12 protein-coding genes and 1 pseudogene are annotated in these 19381 nt (G+C 63.6%); 4 read left to right on the plus strand and 9 right to left on the minus strand.

What is annotated here, in order from left to right; genetic code table 11:
• Positions 1–107: 107 nt before the first annotated feature.
• Positions 108–464 (minus strand): annotated as a pseudogene (locus F1735_RS28660) (transposase); the annotation flags it as partial.
• Positions 465–536: 72 nt separating this feature from the next.
• Here F1735_RS28660 and F1735_RS28665 point away from each other — a divergent pair.
• Positions 537–1334 carry a class I SAM-dependent methyltransferase gene (locus tag F1735_RS28665; RefSeq protein ID WP_167240100.1) on the plus strand — a complete coding sequence of 266 codons (798 nt, stop codon included), beginning with the start codon at positions 537–539 and terminating at the stop codon, positions 1332–1334.
• 317 nt (positions 1335–1651) lie between these two features.
• Here the strand turns inward: F1735_RS28665 and F1735_RS28670 are convergent, their stop codons facing one another.
• Positions 1652–3508 carry a DEAD/DEAH box helicase gene (locus tag F1735_RS28670; protein ID WP_167220923.1) on the minus strand — a complete coding sequence of 619 codons (1857 nt, stop codon included), beginning with the start codon at positions 3506–3508 and terminating at the stop codon, positions 1652–1654.
• A gap of 239 nt (positions 3509–3747) precedes the next feature.
• The gene (locus F1735_RS28675) at positions 3748–6483 is read right to left on the minus strand and encodes a TonB-dependent receptor (RefSeq protein WP_167240101.1); all 2736 of its coding nucleotides are present in this window, start codon (positions 6481–6483) and stop codon (positions 3748–3750) included.
• A gap of 607 nt (positions 6484–7090) precedes the next feature.
• Between F1735_RS28675 and F1735_RS28680 the strand changes: the two genes are divergently transcribed.
• Genes F1735_RS28680 through F1735_RS28690 form a run of 3 tightly spaced genes read left to right on the plus strand, consistent with a single transcriptional unit; the run spans position 7091 to position 13315 of the window.
• Entirely contained in the window at positions 7091–9397 is a 2307-nt protein-coding gene (locus tag F1735_RS28680; RefSeq protein ID WP_167240102.1) for an amylo-alpha-1,6-glucosidase, read from the plus strand.
• A complete protein-coding gene (locus tag F1735_RS28685; RefSeq protein WP_167240103.1) occupies positions 9397–12243 on the plus strand; it encodes an esterase in 2847 nt (948 codons plus the stop codon). Before F1735_RS28680 ends, F1735_RS28685 begins: the two co-directional genes overlap by 1 nt.
• A 13-nt stretch (positions 12244–12256) precedes the next feature.
• Complete coding sequence (locus tag F1735_RS28690) at positions 12257–13315, plus strand: alpha/beta hydrolase (protein WP_167240104.1); 1059 nt, start codon at positions 12257–12259, stop codon at positions 13313–13315.
• A gap of 27 nt (positions 13316–13342) precedes the next feature.
• On the opposite strand, the gene F1735_RS28695 is transcribed toward F1735_RS28690, so the two are convergent.
• The 6 genes from F1735_RS28695 to F1735_RS28720 are packed head-to-tail and all read right to left on the minus strand — an operon-like array spanning position 13343 to position 18941.
• Complete coding sequence (locus F1735_RS28695) at positions 13343–14860, minus strand: ATP-binding response regulator (protein WP_167240105.1); 1518 nt, start codon at positions 14858–14860, stop codon at positions 13343–13345.
• Between the two features lie 8 nt (positions 14861–14868).
• On the minus strand, positions 14869–16260 hold the full coding sequence (locus F1735_RS28700) for an ATP-binding protein (protein WP_167240106.1): 1392 nt from the start codon (positions 16258–16260) through the stop codon (positions 14869–14871).
• The gene (locus F1735_RS28705; RefSeq protein WP_308628130.1) at positions 16260–17276 is read right to left on the minus strand and encodes an ATP-binding protein/SpoIIE family protein phosphatase; all 1017 of its coding nucleotides are present in this window, start codon (positions 17274–17276) and stop codon (positions 16260–16262) included. Before F1735_RS28705 ends, F1735_RS28700 begins: the two co-directional genes overlap by 1 nt.
• Complete coding sequence (locus tag F1735_RS28710) at positions 17273–17686, minus strand: anti-sigma regulatory factor (protein ID WP_373888596.1); 414 nt, start codon at positions 17684–17686, stop codon at positions 17273–17275. The genes F1735_RS28705 and F1735_RS28710 overlap by 4 nt, the downstream gene beginning before the upstream one ends.
• Before the next feature lie 28 nt (positions 17687–17714).
• Positions 17715–18071, minus strand: a complete 357-nt coding sequence (locus tag F1735_RS28715; RefSeq protein ID WP_166893867.1) for an STAS domain-containing protein — start codon at positions 18069–18071, stop codon at positions 17715–17717.
• Between the two features lie 3 nt (positions 18072–18074).
• Positions 18075–18941 (minus strand): STAS domain-containing protein, encoded by an 867-nt coding sequence (locus tag F1735_RS28720; protein ID WP_167240109.1) that lies wholly within the window; start codon positions 18939–18941, stop codon positions 18075–18077.
• Between the last annotated feature and the right edge of the window lie 440 nt (positions 18942–19381).

A 19381-nucleotide genomic window follows, 5' to 3' on the forward strand; every position in this document is an offset into this window, starting at 1 on the left:
ATTCATGGTGTGGGCGTTTTGATTAAGCGTTAGAACTAAATCATGCCAGAAATGGGCGCCCACTCCCACCTTTTCGCTTGCGCTGCCAAGCAATTTTCATCCGTTCCGCTAGTTTTGCAAGAGGCTCCGATGAGGCGCATCAGCTCCAGCGCCGCCACGTTGTTCTTGGCTTGCGTGAGGAAGTACATCGCTTGGAACCATTTCGTGAGAGGCAATTTACTCGAGTGGAAAATGGTCCCGCTCGTGAGGGTTGTCTGGCACCGGCAAGCCTGGCACTGGAACGTTTTTGCCTTACCATGCCAAACCACGTAATGATCGTTGCGAGCGCACATGGGGCAGACGAATCCGTCGCGCCACCGAATCTTCTCCAGTGCCGCTTCGCACTGCGCTTGCGTCCCGTAGAGCTCCATGAATTGCGTCACACTCATGCCCGCCTGAAACTGAACCCGATTCATCGTTGCCATAATCTTCTCCCGCCTGCGCCACCGCGCACGCATATGCAAGGTTGGACACGTAACGGCGACCGAAGTTCAGTTATGCTGAAGATCAGCGCTAATCACCTTGTTTTTTCCGATCCCTTTGCGCTGCCAATTCTCGGGAACCATTTGGCGCAGATGGTGGAAAGTGATCCCTATCAGTTCAACGACCCCATGTCTCGTGGCGTACGTGCAGCCGCAGTCGTACGTAGCAAGGCCGCCGAAGACATGCTTGAGGAGAGCTTGAACCAGGGAGTCGGTCAGTACCTTGTATTGGGAGCCGGACTGGATACTTATATGCTGCGCCATCCTGGGGCCGATAAACATGTGCGCGTGTTTGAAGTCGACCACCCGGCAACGCAGGCCTGGAAAAAGGATATTTTGCGGGAACAAGGCCTGAAGGTCCCGGATTCGGTTGAATTTGTGGCTGCGGATTTTGAAACCGTCACGCTGGCATCGGCGCTGGCTTCATCAACATGGCGGTCCGATGTGCCGAGCTGTTTTTCGTGGCTGGGCGTGACCGTCTATCTGTCGAAGCCAGCGATTTTTGATGTTTTGAATTACGTTGCATCGCTGCCGAAAGGAAGCAGTATCGCCTTCGATTATCGCGTTGCTCCAGCCTTGCTGCATCCGATCGATCAAGTGATCAGTGACTACGCGGCGAAGCAATTCGGGGCGGAGGGTGAGCCATGGCAGAGCTATTTCCATCCTCAAGAACTGCAAGCCCAGATTGCGGCGCTTGGTTTTCGGGACGTGACGGATTTTGGCGCCGATGAGCTCAACGCGCGCTACTTTCAGAAGCGGAAAGATGGATTAAGGGTTGGAGCCGGCTTCAGGATATTGCGAGCGGTCGTATAAACCTTGGAGTATGAGACATCGAGCCAGGAGACCACATCTGACGAAACAGTTCACGCATCCATTCGCCTGCTCTGCGGGCCTGCCGCGTTCATCCATGCAGCGCAACTGGACCCGGGTTCCGCGCAACAGGCACGCCGGAACCTGGAAGCGGTCATCAGCACAATCGAATGGCGCAATTAGGAGCCCCATTCGATGGCCGATGCGCAGCAAGCCGTCGCTGACAGTGCGCTTGCGCGCCAGTCGCCCGGATCGCTGCGAAGTGCCCCCCAAGCAAAATGGGCAGCCGAAGCTGCCCATTTTTTTACCCGCCTGCCGCTTTACTCCGGCTTGGCCAGCTTGCGTGCTTCCTTCTTGGCCTTGGTGGCCGCGTCATACGGCTTTTTAGGTCCGAGCTTTTTCTCTTCAAAACGACGGTCGCCCGCTTTTTTCGGAGCAGCCGCCTTCTTGACCGCCGGCGCTTCGCCATCGCGTGTGATGTTCAACTGCTGGCCCGCGACCCAGACACCCTTGAGGTGATCGATCAGGTCGGCCGGCATGTCGACCGGCAGGTCGAGCGTGCTGTAGTCGTCGTAGATCTCGATGCGGCCGATGAACTTGGACTCGATGTTCGCTTCGTTGGCAATCGCGCCGACGATGTTGCCCGGCTTGACGCCGTGCGCATGACCGACTTCGATACGGAAAGTGCCCATGCCCTCTTCCGACGGACGCGAAACGCGTTCGCGCTTGAAGGCCGGAGCGTCACCACGGTCACCACGGTCGCCACGGTCGCTGCGCATTGGCGCGTCCGAACGCGGTGCGCGTGCGGCAGGCGAGTTCTCTTGCCACGATGGCGCGCTCTTGGCGTCGCGGTTCGGTTTTTCCAGCAGCAGCGGAATGTCGCCGCGCGCCAGCTTGGCCAGCGCCGCTGCGATTTCGACGGCCGGCACGTTCTGCTCGCGCTCATACTCTTCGATCAGCGAACGGAATACATCGAGTCCGCCGGCGGCCAGCACTTCGGTGATCTGGTCCTTGAATTTGGCGATCCGCACGTCGTTGACGGCTTTCACGGTCGGCAAGGTCAGTGGCGCCACCGGCTGGCGCGTTGCGCGTTCGATCGCCTTGAGCAATCCCTGCTCGCGCGGGGTGATGAACAAGATCGCTTCGCCGCTGCGGCCCGCGCGGCCGGTACGGCCGATGCGGTGGGTGTAGCTTTCCGGGTCCGACGGCACGTCGTAGTTGATCACGTGGCTGATGCGTTCCACGTCCAGGCCGCGCGCGGCGACGTCGGTGGCGACCAGGATGTCGATCTTGCCGTTCTTGAGTTGTTCGATGGTGCGCTCGCGCTGCGTTTGCTGCATGTCGCCGTTGATCGCCGTGGCCGCGAAGCCGCGCGCCAGCAATTTGGTCGCCAGTTCTTCGGTACCGAGCTTGGTGCGGGCAAAAATGATCATGCCGTCGAACGGTTCGGCTTCGAGGATGCGGGTCAGCGCTTCGAGCTTCTGCATGCCGCTCACCATCCAGTAACGCTGGCGGATATTGTCGGCGGTGCCGGTTTTGGCGGCGACCGTCACTTCAGCCGGATCGCGCAGGTAGGTCTTGGCGATGCGCTTGATTGCGGACGGCATGGTGGCCGAGAACAGCGCGGTCTGGCGCGATTCAGGGGTTTTTTGCAGGATCTGTTCAACGTCGTCGATAAAGCCCATGCGCAGCATCTCGTCGGCTTCGTCGAGCACCAGCGTCTTGAGCTTGGACAGGTCGAGCGAGCCTTTTTCGAGGTGGTCGATGACGCGGCCCGGGGTGCCGACGATCACATGCACGCCGCGGCGCAGCGCCTGCAGCTGCGGACCGTAACTCTGGCCGCCGTAGATCGGCAGGACGTGGAAATCCTTAATGTGCGTTGCATACTTCTGGAACGCTTCGGCGACCTGGATCGCCAGTTCGCGGGTAGGAGCGAGCACCAGCGCCTGCGGCGTCTGCTGCTTGATATCGATGCGCGACAAAATCGGCAGCGCGAAGGCCGCGGTCTTGCCGGTTCCGGTCTGGGCCTGCCCCAGCACGTCGCGATTGGCCAGGAGCAGCGGGATGGTGGCAGCCTGGATCGGCGACGGCGTTTCGTAACCGACCTCTTTCATGACCTTCAGCACTTGGGCGCTCAGGTTGAGTTCGGAAAACAGTAGTACAGGGGTTTCAGACATAGGACACTCACAATTTGACTAGCTAGCCCGACGGGAAAGCATCCTGCAGTTTACTCTTTTGTAGTCAAGAATGCGATTTTTTGTAACGGAGTTGCGTGCAAGTGGGGTGTAATTGAGGCTATTCGGGCAATCTGATTGTCGTTAACGCACACTCGCCTTTCCGAAAATGAAACAACCCCGCCACACTTGCATGCGCCGGGGTTGTGCTCAGTGCCGGAATCACCCCGACAGGGAAGGCCTTAAAACTTGTAGTTGGCGCCCATCAGGAAGGTGCGGCCATACTTCTGGTATTCCAGCGGCTTGTTGCGGTCGCCGCCGTAGGTTTCGTACGCGGTGTCGCCAACGTTATTAACCTGCAACACTACTCCCAAGCCTTTCAGGCTGCCTTCGGTAAAGTTGTAACCGATCTGGAAGTCGACCACGTCTTCGCCCACCACATAACGCAAGGTGCGGTCATTGGCAAAGTTGCCGATTTCACCAACGAAATCCGAACGCTTGCGCTGGCTGACGCGCGTCTCGAAACCATTCTGTTCATAGTACAAAGTCAGGTTGGTCACGCGCTTCGACAAGCCCGGCAGCGGAATATTCTTGCCGATGCTGCTATCCGGATCTTCGATCGCGATCGAGCTCTTGCTGTGCGTGGCGCTAGCCGAGACGCCAAAACCATCGAGCACCGGGGTGATCAGGCTCAGCGGCAGCGATGCCGACAGTTCCAGGCCTTTCAGCTTGCCGCCATTGCCGTTGTACGGCGCTTTGTAGTTACCGATCGCGGTAATCGCGTTGGTGCCGGGAATGTATTTCGAGAAATCGTAGTCCAGGGTTTGCGTAAAGATATAGGTATCGAGCTTCTTGTGGAAAGCGGCGACCGCAAAATACGCCTTGTTGCCAAAATATTTCTCGTAGGACAAGTCGACTGCCTTGGCGCGCCAAGGATCGAGGCGCGCGTTGCCGCCGTTGGCGCTTGGCTTGAAGTCGGTGGTGCCGACGTTGAAGTCGAGCGCCGAGCGCAGCTGGTCGATACGCGGACGGGCCAGTTGCTTGGCGGCGGCAAAACGGACGGTCTGCTGATTGCTCAGGCCAAACGAGAGATTCAGGCTCGGCAGGTAATCGGTATACGTCATGCCATCATGGACCGGCTTGACCTGGCTGCCGGCCGGCGCGGTGCCGTCAAAATAGTTCGCTCGCGACGACTGCTCGGTGCGCTGCACCTGCACGCCCACATTGCCCTTGACCGTGACCGAAGCGATTTCGCTGTCGATATTGGCCTTGATGAAGCTGGTCGTGATCTTCTCGTTCACTTCCCAGGCCTTCGAAATCAGGAACGACTCGGTCGAGCTCGGCTTGAAGTTCATGGTCTGGCTCACCACCCCTGGCACATTCCACGAAGGAATCATGCCGGTGCCGGCAAAGCCCAGGTCGACCTGGCCATACAGAAACGCGTTCGGCACCGGACCCGGCGCCCCGCGCAGGGTGATCGCGCCTTCCGGCTGCACCTTGTTCTTGCTGCGGTCGGCGTAATTCATACCCACGTCCACGCCCGAGAAATAGCTTTCCAGCACGGTCGGGACCGGCATCGAGACGACCAGCTTGAAACCCTTGAGTTCATCTTCGATCTGCGGCGTCTTGCCATAGCCCGAACCGTAAATTGTGTTGCGCAGATACAAATTCTTCGCGTCGGTGTAGTTCAGGCGGCCGGCAATGTGCGAAAAGGTGCCGGTAGCGAACTTCAGGTCGACGGTGTCGAGGAAAGGATCGGCGGCGGCATTGCTCAGTTGCAGATTGTTTTCCAGGCTGACTTCATCGCGCGTCGCCTTCGAGAAACTGGCGTCGGCAAACACCGACCAGCCGCCATCGAAGCGCAAGGTATTGCTCCAGCCAATCGCCTTGATCTCATCCTTGCGGTCGTTGTACATGCCGCGCACCAAGGGATACACGCCGCTGGCCGAGCCACCGGTCAGCACGCCATTGGCCGTGGTGGCCGGCGAATACAGCAAGCCCGGCTTGTAGCCGCCGTTGTAGTCGTTCAGGGCCACTTCGAACTGGTTGGCGGTTTCTTCACGCTTGAACTTCGACGCGTACACATCGATCATGCTGGTCCAGCGCTTGTTGGGACGATATTGCAGCACGCCCATGACGCCGTCGCGCTTGTTGGTGCCGCTGCGCGCCACCGATTTCAAGCCATCCATCAAATAGGTGCCGCCCGGCACGCCAGGACGCGCATCGGTTTTCCACGGCTCGTACAGGCCGGTCTCGTTCGACAGCACCGGCGAGTCCAGGTGCGCATAGCCGATGGCGATACCGATCGTGCGGTCGGCGAACTGGTCGATATAGCTGACGCTGAAGCGCTTGCCCGTGTCTTTCGCATTGGCGATGCCGCCGAGCGAGTTTTTCTCGCCGCGCACGTTCATGGCGATGGTGCGCTTGCCGAACGACAGCGGACGCACGGTCTGCATATCGATCGTGCCGGACAAGCCCTGGCCGACCAGGCCGGCGTCCGGGGTCTTGTAAATGGTGACGCCGCTGAGCAGCTCGGACGGATACTGGTCGAATTCGACGCTGCGGTTGTCGCCCGTGCTGACCTGTTCGCGGCCGTTGAGCAAGGTGGTGGAAAAGTCCGGCGACAGGCCGCGCACGCTGATGACCTGGGCACGGCCGCCGACGCGCTGCGCCGCCAGGCCGGGAAGGCGGGCGATCGATTCCGCGATACTAACGTCCGGCAACTTGCCGATATCTTCCGCGGAGATAGCCTCGACGATGGAAGAAGATTCCTTTTTCACCGAAATCGCGTCCTCGATACCGCGGCGAATGCCCGACACCTTGACCGTGGCAATCGGCTGCTCGCTCGCCTGCGGCGCGACGCTGGCTTGCGCATACACATTGCCCGACATGGCGGAAATGAACAAGGCGCAAGCGGCGGCGACCGGGCTCAGTGGAAATGCGGCACTTCTGGTACGGGTATTGGCGAAAAATGTCATTCTGTCCCCTCATCTTATCATTACTACACAATTCCCGTATGTTCAGTATGGCGGCGACTGCACGGGTTCCAAAGGCAACGTTCTAAGGACGTCTGAGCCCGATTCTGTACTAAAACTAGATGCACTGTCAACGGGAGTTGCGTACGACTACGGAAAAGTGCGCTCATTGGATGCAATGCCCAGTACAAGGGGCTGGCTCGTTGTATTTCGGCTACAGAATGGTGTTTGGGTAGCTGTAGTACGACTACAAAGACAGTCAATTTTCTTAATTCGAACAACGCTGGCGTCATTCCAGCAAGAATTTACCTTTTTAGAATTTATCGTTACTACATTTCTGTAGGAATTTCGTAGTAAAACCAGCAGACGTGACCGCCCCCCCCCACTCGCAGAAAAAGCCGCCGCTCATCGGCGGCAGCGGCCGCAGCGTCGCGAACAGACGAGGTATTGACGCATCGTGTAGCAAAACTAGCGTTCAAACAGGCAGCGCGGCAGGGCTGCGGCGGCCGGTTTGATAGGCATCGTCATCTGTAGTATCCTTTATCGATAAGGAGGCGATGTAGCCATACTACGAGATGCCGGCCCGCTCGGTACAGATCCTGGAGAGTCAATGAAGTACCTGATCACCCTCGCGGCGGCGATGACCATGCCGCTCGCCGCCCTCGCCGGCAAACCTGGCGTGGACGCCTTTTTCGACGCGATGGCGATCAGCGTGCCGCCTGGCCAGCAATCGCAGTTCATCGTCGGCGACAACCTGGCCGGCTACTTCGAGGGCTACACGCAGAGCCATGACAGGGGCGCCGGCTACACCATCAAGAACGCTTCGGTATACGAAGGCTACGCCACGTTCGTGGACGGCGCGGCCAAGGAACGCACGCGCTCGAACGAACAGGTCCTGCCCTACGGCCACCGGGTGCGCCACGCCGGCGGCGCCCTGGAGGAAATGGCGCTGCTGTCGAAAAAGCACGCGCTCGCGATCCGCCTGACCAATCCGGCCGACGCCATATTGACTGTGCAAACCCTGTTCAAGGCCCCGGGCGCCATGCACCGCGCCGGTGACGTGGTGCTGATCGCGCCATCCGGCGGCGCCAAGCTGTTTACCGCCATCGCCGCCGACCAGCCCTTCGTGCTGGGCGACGCGCTCACGCTGCGCAGCACACACGCCGTGCGCAGCATGACCGTGGTGGTCGCCTTTGGCGACAGCGCCGCCCAGGCCAGCGAGCGCGCGCAGGCGCTGGCCAAGGCGGACCCCATCGGGGCCGAACGCAAGACGCTGTACGACGCCCTGACCAAGAGCTATCTCTCCACCAGCGACCTTGAGTACAACAAGGCGCTGAACTGGGCCAAGGCCGCCAGCCGCATGTTCGTGGTGGAGGAATTCGGCACCGGCATCTGGGCGGGCCTGCCCTGGTTCCGCGACAACTGGGGCCGCGACACCTTCATCGCACTGCCCGGCACCCTGCTGGTATCGGGCCAGTTCGACGACGCCAAAGCCGTGCTGTCGAACTTTGCGCGCTACCAGAACCTGCGCGAACCGCGCGACAAGGAATACGGCCGCATCCCCAACCGCGTGTCGGCCAGCGAGAAGACCATTTACAACACCGTCGACGGCACGCCGTGGATGCTGCGCGAAGCCTTCGAATATATCCAGTACACCGGCGACAAAGCCTTTGCGCGCCAGATGTACCAGCTGGCCCTGCCCTACTTCGACGGCGCCATCGCCAACTACGCCGACCAGGATGGCCTGCTGGTACACGATTCGGCGGACACCTGGATGGACGCGCGCATCGACAACCAGGACCCATGGTCCGCCCGTGGCCCGCGCGCCGTCGAAATCCAGGCCCTCTGGTACACGGCGCTTGAAACCGGCGCTTACCTCGCAAGCCAGGCCGGCGACGCCGCCCGCGCGCGCCAGTGGAACGCGCTGGCCGGCAAGGCGCGGCGCAGCTTCCTCGCGCTGTACTGGGACGGCAGCGTCATGGCCGACCGCTTGCGCGACGACGCCAGCCGCGACACCAAGGTCCGCCCCAACCAGCTGATGCTGGTGTCGATTCCCTTCGACGACTTCATTCCACCGAAGGTACAGGCGCGCGTGACGCGCAACGCGGTGTCCGAACTGCTCTACCCCTACGGCATCGCCTCGCTGAGCCAGAACGATCCCTACTTCCATCCGCGCCACCAAAACCCGGACTTCCACCACAAGGACGCCGCTTACCACCAGGGCACCATCTGGGGCTGGAACGCCGGCTTCACCGTCACGGCCCTGAACAAGTTCGGCTACCAGGACCTGGCATGGACCTTGAGCCGGAACCTGGGCCGGCAAATCCTCGGCCTGGGAACGCTGGGAAACATGAGCGAACTGCTCGACGCCCTGCCCGGCGACGACGGCAAGCTCACCCCATCGGGCACCTACGCGCAGTCGTGGAGCGTGGCCGAATACGCGCGCAACGGCTACCAGGACTACGTGGGCTTCCGGCCACGCCTGCTCGACAACACGCTCGCCTTCACGCCCGCCATTCCCGCCGCATGGAGCGCGTTTTACGCGGTCCTGCCGTTCGGCGCCGGCGAGCGCATCGAGGTCGATTTCCGGCGCGCGGGAAAACAGCAGCGGTGGCAGCTGCGCCTGGCCGGCGCCACCAGGCGCAAGGTCGTTTTCAGCATGCTAAACGCCGACAAGAGCCGTTCGCGGCTCGCGTTCGAACTCGCTCCCGGCAAATCGGCAACGCTGGTAACGGGCGGCGGCAAGGCCAGCATCGATGGCAAGCCGCTTGCACTGCGTGCGCACCAGGCCAGCTACGCCGGCGACATCGGCGAACTGGTTTTCCAGACGCCCAGGCAGTACCGCGCCGGGGACTTCCCCATGCTCCAATCGAAGGATGCCTTGAAAGGCATCGTCGAACGCAAGGAGTACCGCTGATGTTCGCCGCCTCCCACCTGCTGGCCGCAGCCGCCCTGTTCCCGGCCAGCGCCGCAGGCAGCGCCGACAGCGGCCCGCTGGCCGCGCCCATGTACCTGCGCGGCGGCTTCAATGGCTGGAGCATCGACCATCGGCTGGCCTACAAGGGCAAGGGCGTGTACCAAGCCGACATCCTGGTCAGCCCCGGCTACCACGGCTTCAAGGTCGGCAGCAAGGACTGGTCGGTCGAATGGGTGATCGACCCGGCCGCCAGCGTCACCGTGACCGCCGGCGCCAGCTACCGGATGCGGACCCGGTCCGGCCCCGAGGACTACCTGTTCGTCAAACAGACCTCCACCTGGCGCTTTTCGGTGGACGCCTCCGACCCCGCAGCGCCCTTGCTGCGGGTGGCGCAAATGAGCATTCCGTCCGCCAGCATGCAAGACCCGCACCAGGGCCACGCGGTCAGCGTCAGCCGGGAGTACGGCAGCCACAGGGTGCGCTGGTCGACGCCTGATGCCGGGGCAACGCTGCGCAGCTACACCCAATCGAGCACGATGCCGCTGCGCGATCCCGGCCCGCAATCGACAACGTACCAGGAAGCCGCCGACACGCCGACGGTGCGCAGCGGCAGCCTGGCGTTCGACGCGCTGTTTGCGCTGGCGGCGGGCGAAATGAAACAGAACGCCGTCGCGCAGATCAAGGACGGCAACTACAACGGCGCGGCCGCCATCGACTGCGACTGTTTCGAAACCGGCGAGAAGTGGCATTACGTCTGGACGCGCGACCTGTCGTACGCCGCCGACCTGGGGCTGGCGATGCTCGACCCCGAGCGGGTGCGCAATTCGCTCGATTTCAAATTGTCCGGCTACCGTGCCGGCATCGAGCGCGCCCCGCAGGTGGCGGGCAGCGCCGACGGCCTGCAGATCGTCCAGGATACCGGCAGCGGCGGCAGCTGGCCGGTCAGCACCGACCGCGTGGCCTGGGTGCTGGGCGCGCAAGCGGCCCTGAACAACCTGGCGCCGGCCGAGCGCGCGCCGTTCGCCGCACGCGCCTTGCGCGCGCTGGTCAACACGCTCGAGAACGACCGGCTGGCCGCCTTCGATGCCGCTTCCGGGCTGTACATGGGAGAGCAATCCTTTCTCGACTGGCGCGACCAGAGCTACGCCGCGTGGATCGTGGGCGACCTGGCGTCGCTCGCCAGTTCCAGGGCGCTGTCCACCAACGTCCTGCACTACCAGGCCTTGAACCTGGCCGCGTCGCTGGCGCATGACAGCGGCGACGCCACGCGCTCGGCCAGGTACGCCGGCTGGGCCGCCGCGCTCAAACGCAGCATCAACCGGCACTTCTGGCTGGAACACGCGGGCATGTACAGCAGCTTGAGCGCGCCCCACTTCGACGGGGCGCCGCTGCATAAATTCGACTGGCTCGGGCAAGCGCTGGCGATCGTTACCGGCGTGGCCGACGGCGAACGCGCGCGCCGCATCCTGGCCAGCTATCCGCATGGCCCGATGGGCGCGCCGGTCATCTACCCGCAGCAGCAGGGCATGCCGGTGTATCACAACCGCGCGCTCTGGCCCTTCGTGAGCGCGTACGGCCTCCGGGCGGCCGCCATGCACGCCAACGTCAGCGTGGCCGACGCCGCGTACGACAGCTTGATGCGCGGCGCCGCGCTGAACCTGTCGAACATGGAGAACCTGGAATGGATTACCGGCCAGCCGCTCCTGCTCGACGAACAACGGCCGGCGCTGATCGGCCCCGTCATCAACTCCAGGCGTCAGCTGTGGTCCGTCGGCGGCTACCTCGGCATGGTGATCGGGAACGTGTTCGGCATCGAAGTGACAGGCAGCGGCATCGAGGTGCGCCCTTTCATCACCAGCAAACTGCGGCGCGAGGTGTTCGGCGCGGCCAAGCTCATCACCCTCGACAACCTGGCCGTGCGCGGAAAGCGCATCAACGTGCGCATCGCGCTGCCCGATGCGACCAACGACAGCGGCTGGTTCCCGCTCGAATCGATCGCCGTCGGCGGCCGGCACCTGGCGCAGGCGATCGCCTGGCGCCAGTTGCCGGACAACGCAACCATCGATATCACGCTCGGCGCACTGCAAAAAGGCGAGCAGCAAATCCGCCGCGTCGACGCCGCACCGTACGCTGAGGGGCCGGACGTATTCGGTCCGCGTGAACCGTCCATTGCCGGCATCACCAAACCGGCGACGCTGCGGATCGACGCCGGCGGCAACGGCGCCGGCGTCGTGTACAACGTCTACCGCGATGGCAAGCTGGTTGCCGCCAGGGTCGCCGCCGGCGCCTGGACCGACCGCGCCGCGCCCGCGGCCGCGTGCTACGCCATCGAAGCGCAGTTTTCCGCATCGGGCAACCGCAGCCACCACAGCGTGCCGCGCTGCACCGGCACGGCGATCGAGATCGCGCCGACGGTGGGCGGCGTGGCGCAGCCGCACATCAAGGACTGGGGCAAGCCGGGCGAGCGCCTGCGCTTCGGCGCCGTACACCTTGTGCAGGGCGGCGAATATGGCGTGCAGGTGCGCTACCATAACCGCGCCAACCAGATTAACCTCGGTATCAGCGGCGGCGTAAAATGGCTGGCCCTGAAAGACGCATCCGGCCGCATCGCGGCGCAGGGCGTGGTGCAGCTGCCGCACGCGCGTATCGACCAGGCCGGCGCGCCGCCGGTGATGTCGACGCCGCTGATCGCCCGCCTGAAGCCCGGCCGCTACGCGCTGGAGATGAGCGACTTCTATAATATGAGCTACCTGCAAAGTAACAGCACCTTCAGCGCGGCCGGCGGCGCCGACGGTCCGTCCAACAAGTTCGATGTGCATGGCGCGCGCCTGCTGCGCCTGAAGTAAAAGGGAAGATGCAATGACACTGGCACGACTCGCGCTGGCCGCGGCAAGCATGCTGCCGCTGGCCGCCCACGCCACCACGGTGCGCGTCCATTACGACAGCCCCAAAGGCGGGGTTGCCATCCGTGGCGACAAGGGGCCGATGTCATGGTCCAAAGGCGCCGCCGCCAACAGCGGCGACGGCAAGGTCTGGACCTACACCTGGCCGGACGAGCTGGGCGAGGTACACATGAAACCGGCCCTCGGCGACGACAAGGTGGCCATCGGGGGCGCCTACAAGCTCGCCGCCGGCAGCACGCGCGACATCTATCCCTTCTTCGGCGCGCCCTTCGGCAAGGTGAAGATCATTCCCGACTTCGCCTCGCCGCAGCTCAAGAACAGCCGCAAGCTGCGCATCTACCTGCCGCCGAGCTACGACGAGAACCGCGCAAAGCGCTATCCGGTGCTGTACATGCACGACGGCCAGAACCTGTTCGACGCCAGGACGGCCGCATTCGGCGTCGAATGGGGCATCGACGAAACGGTCAACCGGCTGGTGGCCACCGGCGTGATGGAAGAGATCATCGTGGTCGGCATCGACAATACGCCCGCGCGCGTGGACGAATACACGCCCTGCTGCGACCCGCAGTACGGCGGCGGCCAGCTCGACACCTACCAGCGTTTCGTGGTCGACACGGTCAAGCCGTACATCGACAGCACGCTGCGCACCCTGCCCGGCAAGGAATCGACCGCCATCATGGGCTCATCGCTGGGCGGCATCGCCTCGGTCTCGATTGCGCAGAAAAATGCGGCGGTGTTCTCGAAAGCGGCGTCGCTGTCGGGCTCGTTCTGGTGGAACAAGGAAGCGCTGGTGACGGCGCTGCCGCCACGCCTGCCGGTGAAGTTCTATCTCGACGCCGGAACGGTGAAGGATGGCCTGGAAGATACCATCAAGATGCGCGACGCCCTGCAAAAGCAAGGCTACCGGCAGGATGCCGACCTGTTTTACCACGTCGCCGAAGGCGCCACCCACAACGAAAAGTCGTGGGCCGCGCGCGTCGACAAGCCGCTGGCGTGGTTCTTCCCCTGGCAGTAACCCGGGGCGGGCCGTTTAGAGCCTATCTCAGCGCTTGCGGCGCTGCAGGTCGAGCGACGTGACCTTGGCAAAATCGATCGGCTTGACGATATGGTCGTCGAAGCCGGCCTCCATGGCCTGCTCGCGGTCGCGCGCCTGGCCGTAGCCGGTCAGCGCAACGAGCACCGCATCGTCCATGGTGGGCAGCTCGCGCATTCTGGTCGCCACTTCGTAGCCGCTCATGTCGGGCAGGCCGATATCGAGGAACACGTACGTCGGCTTGAACTTCGCCGCGCGATCGAGCGCCTGCTGTCCGTTGTAAGCGACCTTCACATCGTGGCCGCCGATGCCGAGCAGCTCGGCCAGCATGTCGGCCGCATCGACGTTATCGTCCACCACCAGGATGCGGGTGGCGGCGGCATCGGCGCCCGCTACGCCGGCGTCAGCGACGCCGCTGCCGATGGCGTCGATCGGCAGGCGCACCTCGAATACGCTGCCCTGGTCCACGCCGGGGCTCGACGCGCTCACCGTCCCGTGATGCAGGCTTACCAGCGTGCGCACCAGCGACAGGCCGATGCCCAGGCCGTCCTGCACCCGGTCCGGCGTAAAGCCATCTTGCGCGAACAGGTCGAAAATGACATCGAGCTTGCCGGCGGCGATGCCGATGCCGTTGTCCGCCACGCGAATCAGGATCTCCTGCCCCGTCACTTCAGCCGTGAGCGTGACGACCCCGCCCGGCGGCGTGAACTTGAACGCGTTATGCAGCAGGTTGCCGACAATTTGCGCCAGCCGCACATGGTCGCCGCTGAGCCACACTTCATGCGCCGGCAGCGTCACTTCCAGGCGCTGCTTGCGGCTCTCGGCGATGTGCGCCACCGACTCGCGCGCGCTGCCTATGAACGTTTGCAGCTCCACCCGCTCTTCGTGCAGCGTGATCTTGCCTTTTGAAATACGGGCCACGTCGAGCAGGTCTTCGACCAGCCGCACCAGGTGGCCGGTGTGGCGCAGGATGGTCTGGCGCGCCTTGTCCTGGCGTTCCGGCACGTTCGGGTCGAGACGGCACAACAGCTCGACCGCGTTGCGGATCGGTCCCAGGGGATTGCGCAGTTCATGCGCCAGCGTGGCCAGAAATTCATCCTTGCGGCGGTCCACGTCGCGCAACTCGCGCTCGACCTGGCCCAGGCGCAGCAGCGCCTTGACGTTGGCGACCAGTTCTTCCGGTTCGATCGGCTCGAACAGGTAATTGTCGGCGCCGCCTTCGAGCGCGCGGATCTTGTCGGCCACGCCGATGTACGACGCCGACGTTTGCAGCACCAGCACGGGGCGGGTGTCGGGATCGTCCTTGAGCAGGCGGCACACTTCGAAGCCGTTAATGTCGGGCAGCTTGACGTCGAGCAGCACCAGGTCCGGCTTGTCTTCGCGCGCGCGCAGCAGGGCCGAGTTGCCGTCGGTGGCCTCGATCACCCGGAAACCGGCACGCGTGAGAATGCGCGACTTGGCGTAGCGTGCCCCTTCGCTGTCGTCGACGTTGAGGATCAATGAACCGGCAAATGGAATGGACTGCATGGTGGACCTCAATCCGGATTATGTAAATATGACGTTACCGGGGCGTCGTCCCGGTCCGCCATGGACGTGAGCGGGACCGACACCCAGAATACCGAACCGGCGCCCAATACGCTGTCGACGCCAACCGCCCCGCCCAGCAGGTCGGCCAGCTTGCGGCACAGCGGCAAGCCAAGCCCGGTGCCCTTGACGCGCGTCTGCAAGCGGTTTTCGATCTGGCTGAATTCCTCGAAGATGAACGCCTGGTCGCAGGCGGCGATTCCCAGGCCGGTATCGGCCACGCTGAAGTGCATCATACCCTGCTCCGGCAGCAAGGCCGCACGGACCGCGATGTCGCCCTGCTCGGTGTACTTGATCGCATTCGAAATGAAGTTGCGCAGTATTTGCGCCAGCTTGCCCTGGTCGCTGCACAGCGCCAGCCCGGCTGCGGGTTCATGAAAGGTCAGCGCGACGGCCGAACCGCCCAACAACGGCCGCAGCAAGCCGCGCAAGGTGCTGAACATGTCGGCCACCATGAAGCGCTCGGGCCGCACATCGACCTTGCCCGCTTCGATCTTGGCCAGGTCGAGCAGGTCGTCGACCATCTCGTTGAGGGCGATCGTGCCTTGCAGGATGTAGCGGACCTGCTTTTCCTGCTCTTCCGACAGCTCGCCGTCGGCGCGCGCCAGCAGCAGCTTGGACAGCGCCCGGATGGAACTGAGCGGCGTGCGGAATTCGTGGCTCATGTTCGACAGGAAGCGCGACTTGGCCTGGTCGGCGCGGCGCAGGTGCTCGGCCTTCTCGTCGAGCTCCGCGTACAGCAGCTTGACGGCGCGGTTGTTCTCTTCGAGCTCGCGCGTGAGCGCCAGCAGTTCTTCCTGGCGCGCCTTGAGTTCATCGAGGGTGCCGAGCAGTTCCTGGTTCTGCTGCTGCACTTCGCCCAGCATCGAATCGGGCGCCAGCGCGGTGAGATGGGCGCACATGTCGCCCACCATGCGCGCCGTCATGCGCGGCGCATCGGCGGCAAAGCGCTTTTGCAGCACGATCCGGGTGCCGCTGCCGGGCGCGGAGTCGATCTCGCACAGGTCCATCAGGCGGCGCGCGCCCAGAATGCCCAGGCCCATCCCGGTGGCCGACTGGTAGCGCCCGGACAGCACCAACTCCAGGTCGGCGATACCGGGACCTTGATCCTCAATGCGGATCTGCAGCGCCTGGGTGCCGCCGGTATCTTCGATCGAAAACTCGACCCTGCCGCCGTGCGCATAATTGAAGACGTTACGGGCCAGTTCCGACACCGACGTCGCAATGCGCACCTGATCCTGCATGGCGAAGCCGCACAGCACCGCGATCTCTCGCGCGCGCTGGCGCGCCCCGACCACATCGAGCTCGGTGCCGATGGCGATCTTGAGAATCCGCAGCGACATTACGCCAGTTCCCGTTCACGCACGACCAGCACGCTGGCGTCATCGCGCTGGCGCGCAAAGTCGCGGTACAGCACCGCCGCGATCAGGCCCGGATGGCGGAATACCAGGCCGGGATAGGCATCGAGGTCCCAGCGCGTTCCCAGGCCGTCCGAATGCATGATCAGCATGGCGCCGGGCGCCCAGGGATGGCTGAACTTCTGCACCTTGCGCAGGTTGCTGCCGACAATGCCGTTGTGCGACATCAGGTGGCGGCGCGCGGCGCCGTCGAAAATGCAGCCGGCGATATTGCCGATGCCCGCAAACGTCAGCTCGCCGGCATCGCAATCGATGGCCGCAATCGCCACCGCCGCGCCACGGGTGCCGTGCAGCGCGCCGTGCGCCAGCTGCATCAGTTCCGACACCCCCACGGCGGGACGCTCGGCCACCAGCGCGACCGCCGCTTCCGAAGCGGCGGCCGCCTCCGGGCCGTGGCCCAGGCCATCGGCCATGCCGATTGTCAGGCCCCAGCTGGCGAGGCCGACATCCCAGGCGTCGCCGCAGACTTCCTCGCTGGGGATCGGCAGGCAGACCGCGCCCACTTCCCAGTCCGACAGCGGCGCGCCGGCCGCGCCGCTCCATACCGTCATGAACAGCACCGTGCCCTGGCCTTCGACCGAATAGATATCGAATTCCGGCGCCAGGCGGCCGATGGCGCCCAGGCCCACGCCGTAGGTGCCGGCGGTGGAATTGCCGTCTTCCATGCGCAGCGCCACGTTGGCCATGCCGGGACCGCGGTCGAGCGCGATCACTTCGACGCCGGCGCGCTCGCCCGCATGCAGCGCGCGCAGCAAGATTTCGCCTTCGCCGGCGTGCTTGAGGATGTTGGTGGCCGCCTCGGTGATCACGATGGCCAACTGGCCGGCGCGGGTCTCGTCAAAGCCGAGCTGGCGCGCCAGCGTATTGCCGGCGCGTCGCGCCGCTGCGATCTCGCTCGATTCACCGACATGAAAAGTCGCCTGCCTGCCTAATCTGTTCAAAACAACTTCCATTTCGCGATGGTGACGGTGGTGCCCTTGCCTGGCGCGCTGTCGAGAATAAAGTCGTCGGCCAGGCGGCGCGCGCCGGACAGGCCCAGGCCCATCCCGCCGCCGCTGGTGTAGCCGTCGGTGAGGGCCAGGTCGATATCGGCGATGCCGGGACCTTCATCGATGAAGCTGACCTGGATGCCGCGCTTGCCGCCGCGCTCGACCAGTTCGAGTTCGGCGCGCCCGCCGCCGCCGTAGCGCAGCGTATTGCGCGCCAGTTCGCTGGCGGCGGTGACCATCTTGGTTTGTTCGATCAGCGAAAACTTGAGCGCGACCATTTCGTCGCGCACCAGCTTGCGCAGGCGGACCACGTCTTCATCGGTGATCAGCGGCGCATGCACCGCCCCCCCGGCGGCGCTCACGGCGCGCCCCGCCGCTGTACCACGGCGGTCATTCCCGTTCCTGCTGCAGCAGGGCCAGGCCGCGTTCCACATTCAGTGCCGTGCTCACGCCCTCGAGCGTCAGGCCCAGTTCCACCAGCGTGATCGCCACGGCTGGCTGCATCCCCACCAGCACCGTGCGGGCGTCGAGAATGCGGGCCATGGCCGCCGTATGGCTGATCATGCGGCCGATGAAGGAATCGACGATGTCGAGCGCCGAAATATCGATCAGCACGCCGGTCGCGCGGTCCTTGACGATGCGCGCGGTCAGGTCGTCCTGCAAGGTCATGGCCAGGCGGTCGTGCATGTCGACCTGGATCGTCACCAGCAGCAGGCGGCCCATTTTCAGGATCGGTATGCGTTCCATGGCTTAGCGCGCGTTGTGCGGATGGGTGATGGTCGAACCGGTGCGCTTGAGCGCCACCACGAAGGCGTCCGCCAGGGTGGCCTTGGTGACCACGTCTTCCAGGTTCACGCCCAAGTGTACGATGGTCTGTGCGATCTGCGGGCGGATGCCGCTGATGATGCAGTCGGCGCCCATCAGGCGCGCGGCGGCGATGGTTTTCAGCAGATGCTGGGCCACCAGGGTGTCCACGGTCGGCACGCCGGTGATGTCGATGATCGCGATCGAAGCGCCGGTGTCGACGATTTTCTGCAGCAGGTTTTCCATCACCACCTGGGTGCGGGCGCTGTCGAGGGTGCCGATCAGCGGCAGGGCCAGCACGCCGTCCCACAACTGCACGACCGGGGTGGACAGCTCCAGCAGTTCCTGCTGCTGGCGCAGGATGACCTGCTCGCGCGCCTTCTGGTACACCTCGATGGTAAACAGGCCGAGGCGGTCGAACAGCGCGCTGGTGGTGGTGGTTTCCTCGACCAGCTGGATCGGATTGTCGGCCAGCGCGGTGCGCAGGTAGGCGAACAAGGGCTCCTTGAGGGCGAAGATGAAGCTGGCCGTCTCGATCGACGAAAAGCCCTGCCGCACGCGCGCCTGCGAGATCTCGGTGAGCATGTGGCGGGTATCGTCCCAGGCCGCGCCTTCGATATCGGTGGTGGCGCCGCGTTCGAGGGCGCGCACCAGCAGGGGCAGGAAACGGGTGGCTTGCTGGCGCAATTCGGCCTCGGCGTTCTTGTCGCGGCGAATCATGCGCGTCATCAATCCCGACAGCCACACTTCCAGCAGCTCATGTTCGAACTGCGTAATAATCAGGGCTAACTGGGTGCTTTTGTCGTTGCTCATTGGATCCTTAGGGATAGTTCGGCTGAGATTGGGAAGGCATAGGCGGACCGGTCCCGGTCACGGCGATACCCCTGATATTATATAGATACTCGACAACGTCCCGTACACAATTAGTAAACCAACCGTAAACACAATACCCTCCACCAACGGGGGTAGGAAGCCTGATTCCCCGAAGCGCGGCAAACGCCTACAACCGGGGTCAGAGCTTTATTTAGAAACATTTCCTCGTCCTGGCCAGCGTCTGAACCCAAGATCGTCAAAAAGCGCGACATCCGGCCATTTTTTGTATAAAAGCGACACCCTCACGGATGGCTGACATCGGCATAGGGGGCAGCTAAATATAGCTGCTCCCCTGCCACACCACCCGGCATGCGGGTCCGCACCGGGCGGTTCGAGTAGTTGAGGTTATGTGAGGCGAGGCATGCCAAGGCGATCAAAGT

It is taken from the genome of Massilia genomosp. 1 (genome assembly GCF_011682185.1).
Lineage (GTDB): Bacteria > Pseudomonadota > Gammaproteobacteria > Burkholderiales > Burkholderiaceae_D > Telluria_A > Telluria_A rubra.

Bases quoted from the DNA above. Each gene is read 5' to 3' on its own strand.
- F1735_RS28665 (WP_167240100.1), top strand. From the start codon at position 537: ATGCTGAAGATCAGCGCTAATCACCTTGTTTTTTCCGATCCCTTTGCG.
- F1735_RS28670 (WP_167220923.1), bottom strand. From the start codon at position 3,508: ATGTCTGAAACCCCTGTACTACTGTTTTCCGAACTCAACCTGAGCGCC.
- F1735_RS28675 (WP_167240101.1), bottom strand. From the start codon at position 6,483: ATGACATTTTTCGCCAATACCCGTACCAGAAGTGCCGCATTTCCACTG.
- F1735_RS28680 (WP_167240102.1), top strand. From the start codon at position 7,091: ATGAAGTACCTGATCACCCTCGCGGCGGCGATGACCATGCCGCTCGCC.
- F1735_RS28685 (WP_167240103.1), top strand. From the start codon at position 9,397: ATGTTCGCCGCCTCCCACCTGCTGGCCGCAGCCGCCCTGTTCCCGGCC.
- F1735_RS28690 (WP_167240104.1), top strand. From the start codon at position 12,257: ATGACACTGGCACGACTCGCGCTGGCCGCGGCAAGCATGCTGCCGCTG.
- F1735_RS28695 (WP_167240105.1), bottom strand. From the start codon at position 14,860: ATGCAGTCCATTCCATTTGCCGGTTCATTGATCCTCAACGTCGACGAC.
- F1735_RS28700 (WP_167240106.1), bottom strand. From the start codon at position 16,260: ATGTCGCTGCGGATTCTCAAGATCGCCATCGGCACCGAGCTCGATGTG.
- F1735_RS28715 (WP_166893867.1), bottom strand. From the start codon at position 18,071: ATGGAACGCATACCGATCCTGAAAATGGGCCGCCTGCTGCTGGTGACG.
- F1735_RS28720 (WP_167240109.1), bottom strand. From the start codon at position 18,941: ATGAGCAACGACAAAAGCACCCAGTTAGCCCTGATTATTACGCAGTTC.